3 protein-coding genes and 1 pseudogene are annotated in these 4,387 nt (G+C 66.7%); 3 read left to right on the plus strand and 1 reads right to left on the minus strand.

Annotated elements, in window-relative coordinates; translation table 11 throughout:
- The 3 genes from E2E34_RS31780 to E2E34_RS31790 all read left to right on the plus strand — a co-directional run.
- Window positions 1-1,051 (plus strand): terpene synthase family protein (locus E2E34_RS31780; RefSeq protein WP_208765398.1); only part of this gene is annotated, 1,051 nt, incomplete at its 5' end.
- Between the two features lie 384 nt (window positions 1,052-1,435).
- Window positions 1,436-1,891 (plus strand): hypothetical protein, encoded by a 456-nt coding sequence (locus tag E2E34_RS31785; protein WP_138905312.1) that lies wholly within the window; start codon window positions 1,436-1,438, stop codon window positions 1,889-1,891.
- On the plus strand, window positions 1,845-2,555 hold the full coding sequence (locus E2E34_RS31790; protein WP_138905313.1) for a hypothetical protein: 711 nt from the start codon (window positions 1,845-1,847) through the stop codon (window positions 2,553-2,555). The genes E2E34_RS31785 and E2E34_RS31790 overlap by 47 nt, the downstream gene beginning before the upstream one ends.
- Window positions 2,556-3,834: 1,279 nt before the next feature.
- Here E2E34_RS31790 and E2E34_RS36800 read toward each other — a convergent pair.
- Window positions 3,835-3,975: pseudogene (locus E2E34_RS36800) on the minus strand (diadenosine tetraphosphate hydrolase); the annotation flags it as partial.
- Between the last annotated feature and the right edge of the window lie 412 nt (window positions 3,976-4,387).

The raw sequence follows: 4,387 nt of genomic DNA on the forward strand, positions 1-4,387 counted from the left end.
CGACGGAGCAGGCTTGGCGTGGGTACGGGTCTGCCAGCAAGCAGCCGTCGCCTGCAGGCGCCGCCCCGGCCTGCAACCTCTGGAACAGCGCTGCACAGCCCGCCTCGCCGCACTCCTCCGCGACGCCTTCGAGGGCCAGGAGGAGCTGGAGGCATTCCTGGAGCACCGCACCAGCCTGTGGAACCTGCTCACCTACGCCACCGCCCGCGACGACCGCATTGAACTGGTCTGCGCCTGGATCGACGTCCTTTTCGCCATCGACGACGTCTTCGCCCAGGCACCGCCGTCCCGGATCAGGCAGCTGGGCATCCACCAACTCGCTGCCGTCATCGACGGCAGAGGGCCCGCCGTGGACACCGCCTTCACCCACGCCTTTGGGCAGCTGCGGGACCAGACCCGGCCCCTCATGCCGCAAGGGGTCTGGCGACGCTACGTGCGCACCCTGCACGAGTTCTTGCAGGCCTGCCACGCCGAACGTGACCTCGTCCGGGATCTCGCGGCGGTGGATCTGCCCACCTACGAGAAGTGCCGCAACAGCTCGATCGGGGGGTGCTGCTTCCCCCTCCTCGAATTCGGCCTCGGTATCGACCTGAGCGACCGCCTGGAGGAACTACCCCAACTTCGGCGCCTCAACATGCTGGTCGCACGCCATTGGATCGGAGTTAACGACGTCTTCTCCTACCGCAAGGAGCTCTACAGCGGCGACACCATGAACGAGATCCAGCTCGCGCTCGCCGAGAACGGCGGCGACCTCCAAGCAGCAGTCGACCGCATCGCCGCCACGGTCCACCGCGTCGAAACCGAAATCGACCACCACACCACCACACTGCGTACCGGCCTGGAAGGCCAGAACGGTGGCCTGATCGCCTACCTGGACGCGCTGGAGGCGATGATCGCCGGGAATCTCGAGTGGTCCTACCTCACCCCCCGCTACAACGGCCGCGGCCACACCTGGAACGGCCTGACCGACGCCACTGTCATCCTGACCCCCGACCGCACCCTGTACCTGCCTCACGGGCATGCTCCGAGCCGGGCACGTGCGACGCGCTGACCCAAGGCCAGCCCTAGAAAGGGATACGGAAAGACCTGCGCTTCAAACGCCTGCGGCGTGCGCGTTGACCTGGTAGCGGGTGGCCAGGCTGCTTTCGGAGGGCGGCCGGCCACCGGGGCCGGGTTCGGCGCCTGCAGGCGACGGCTGCTTGCTGGCAGACCCGTACCCACGCCAAGCCTGCTCCGTCGTCTGCCGCATGGGCTTGCTGGGATGGTCCGGCTGTCCGATCCCGGCAGCTACACCAGAGGGCGGGACCTTTTCGCGCGAATCTGATTCAGCACTCGAAGGAGTGGCAGTTGGGGCTTCCGGCCGGAAAGATCCCTAGGCTCGCTCCAGGGGTGGCGCGTCCGAGGGTCGCGTCCGGATCGATTGAGGAGCGCGGGTATGACAGACGCGGTACCGGGCGGAAAGGAAGTCGGCGGAGCCCCCGGCCATGACCTGCAGTCCCACACGCAATGGATCACGGCGTTCTGGCATGCCAGCAGGATGCTCGGGAAAGTGCTGCCGACGGCCGGCACTGACGCACTGCGCTATATTGCGCCGAAGGACCAGGAATTCCTTGAGACTTTTTTCGGTTGGTACTGCCGCACGTTTCCTGTCACGCGGCACCTTAATCCGAAACATGTAAAGGACCAGTCGCACCTGACCGTCATGTCCTTCCCGAAGGTGCGGGATTTCGGCACGCTGGCCAGCCTGAACCATGCCATGCTGGTAACTTTCTACGTCGACGACCATCGTCACCGGCTGGATCTGGTGCGGCTGCTCGACGACAGCAGGGCAGATCCAGTGGTGCATGCGTTCCATGAATGCATCAGGAGCGAAATCCCCCGACGCCCATGAAGGGTATACGGACGTGTTCCGGGAGTTTCTTGCCGGAAACTTGCTGCAAGGCAAGGTCAAACGCAGTGAACTCCTCTACAGCAGGGTGAAAAGTGTGACCATGGGCATCTTGCCTGTGCACTACGTCCGGTGGTGCCTGTACGGGCTCCCGGCCGCGAAATTCGGCGCTCTCAAACTCCATAATTACATGCACTGGCTGGAACTCGACACGGTGCTGGTCAACGACCGGTATTCACTCGGCAAGGAGTCAGACTCCCGCGAGTGGAACGCAATCGCGGCACACGAGCTCAGCCACGAAGAGCTGACCGCCATGATCGACGACAACTACGCCCACCTGATCACCGCCTTGGGGGGCCTGCTGGCGGTCGAGGAAGACCAGACATGCGCGGCATATGAAGATTTCAAGATCTGCGCGGATGCCACGAAAACCTGGGAAGAGTTCTCACCCAGGTACCACACCGTCCAAAGCGTCACGGAGACCGAAGGGCCGGGAAGCAGCCAGCCTGCGAATCATCGGCTTCCGTATGGCCCGACCGGCCTCGGAACGCAGGGACTTCAACTGAGCATCAACAGCACCGGTTACCGATCCGAGCGTCGCCCTGCTGCGGGCCGAGGGCTCGTTATCGGCCGCACAGTCCCGCTGCGCCCCGAGGCAGCCTCCTGATCAGCGGGCCTGACGCCGGCCGATCCTGGCCTTCCGTGGACGGGCCCGCGGTTCGCCTTAACGTGGGGCAGCCATGACGTCCCGGACACCACCTTGATCCGCTGGTCGCGGAGATCATCTCCGGCACCGCCGTCGACCGCTGCACAACATCACTGACGTCACCGCGGGCGTCTCCAGCCCCCAGCGCGCTGCGATCCCAACAGCAGCGCTGCGCTCGCGCAGACCGATTGACCAGCACATCAGGGGCCCACACACTCCGGCGGGCTTGGAGACGAGTATGAGTACATGGCCGAATCAGGGACGGCACGCCATTCCCCGATGCGGGCGGTCCGGCGAGGAGCATCGGCATCGGCACGCGCCGTGTTGCGGGCAGGGTATGCGTTCACCAGTGCTGGTTCGCACGTGTGGTCCCCGCTGCCCGGTCTCAGATGCGATGTACCTGCCGGCGTGGGCCGGGGTCAGGTGGGGAGGGAGCCGGCTCCTTCCAGAGCGCGCGCCGGTGTGCTCCGGCCGCAGGAGACCGTCCGCCGTGATCCGTCCTCGGTGATCACGTGGATAGCGACCGGCGAAGTGGAACGGGAGTGCGCCGAGCAGAAGCTCACCCGGGTAGGGAAGCGGCTTGTCCGGAGAAACGATCGCCCATGGTCCAGGCGGCGCCGGGCAGCCGGCGAGGGTCTGCCAGGGGTGCGCGTCATCGGCAGGCTCCAGGCGATGCGGGGGCGGAGTGGCAGTACCCCCTCCGGCGGACCGTTCCTTACTGTTCGCCGCGGGGCTCCACCGACCAGGGCGACGGCGCCGCTTCGCTGCCCGAGACAGATCTACTGCTCTCCCCGCTGCAAGAGCGCCGCCCACCGACGCGCTCCCGCCGGTCTGGCTGCCCACACCTGCCCGGTCTGCGAAGGCATCTTCACCGCCAACCCCCGACTACGTCAGATCTAGCTCGCCCGACTGCCGCCGCGAGTCGGAAAGGCAACGGAACCGTACTCGCGACGAAGAACGAGCACGACGCCTCGGCAAACACCCTCGGGCCCTTCCGCCCGTCCCGCAGCCGGCCGCCCCGGGAACCATCGACCCCCTGGCACCGACGGCCGTCCGGAACTGTCCTCACTGCGACCAACCCCTCACGATCGTCGCTCTGCTCGCCACCCAGGAAACCGCCCCCCCCACGATCACCAACCGCGTCACCGACATCGTCCCGCTCAGACGCCTGCAGTGACCTTCGGCTGACCGTCACCGATCACCGGGCCCGCCGACCTGACGGTCGGCGGGCCCACAACTGTCAGGTCGCCGAGTGCAGCCGGTCCAGTTCACTGCTGATCGCATCTCGCAGTACGTCATGCTGCGGACCGAGCCTGAACTGCTCGTCACTCCACCGTTCGGGCGGATAGAGCCACACAGGCTTGCCCACCACATCGGCCGGCCCAGGCTGCGGTAGCGCATCACATCCCCGCCCCAGACGACGGCGTAGTGCACTGCGGCTGTCGCCACCGGGCCCGGCCGGTCAGGGCGAGTGCCCCGCGGACCGCGCCCATGGTGATGCCGTGGGCCCAGTGCGCCGGGGTAGACCAGGCGGTCCGACTCTGGTGCAGTCGCGGTGCGGCTCACTCTCCAGCGCCACTTCCCCGGCCTTGTACGCGCCGCGGAGCAGCTGCCGCACGGCCTGGTCCTCCGACGGTGAGGTGGTGGTGTGGTCGGGCGAGCGGTTGTTGTTCGAGGCGCTGCGACGTCGCGCTTGGCCGGTGGGACCACGGTTGAGCAGCTCGCGACCTCGCCTGTGTGCCTCGGGTGCGCATTGTGTATGCCCCTCGTGCACGTGGTGAGGAGGTCCGGGC

The organism is Streptomyces albidochromogenes, assembly GCF_005981925.1.
Lineage (GTDB): Bacteria > Actinomycetota > Actinomycetes > Streptomycetales > Streptomycetaceae > Streptomyces > Streptomyces albidochromogenes.

Bases quoted from the DNA above. Each gene is read 5' to 3' on its own strand.
- E2E34_RS31785 (WP_138905312.1), top strand. From the start codon at position 1,436: ATGACAGACGCGGTACCGGGCGGAAAGGAAGTCGGCGGAGCCCCCGGC.
- E2E34_RS31790 (WP_138905313.1), top strand. From the start codon at position 1,845: ATGCGTTCCATGAATGCATCAGGAGCGAAATCCCCCGACGCCCATGAA.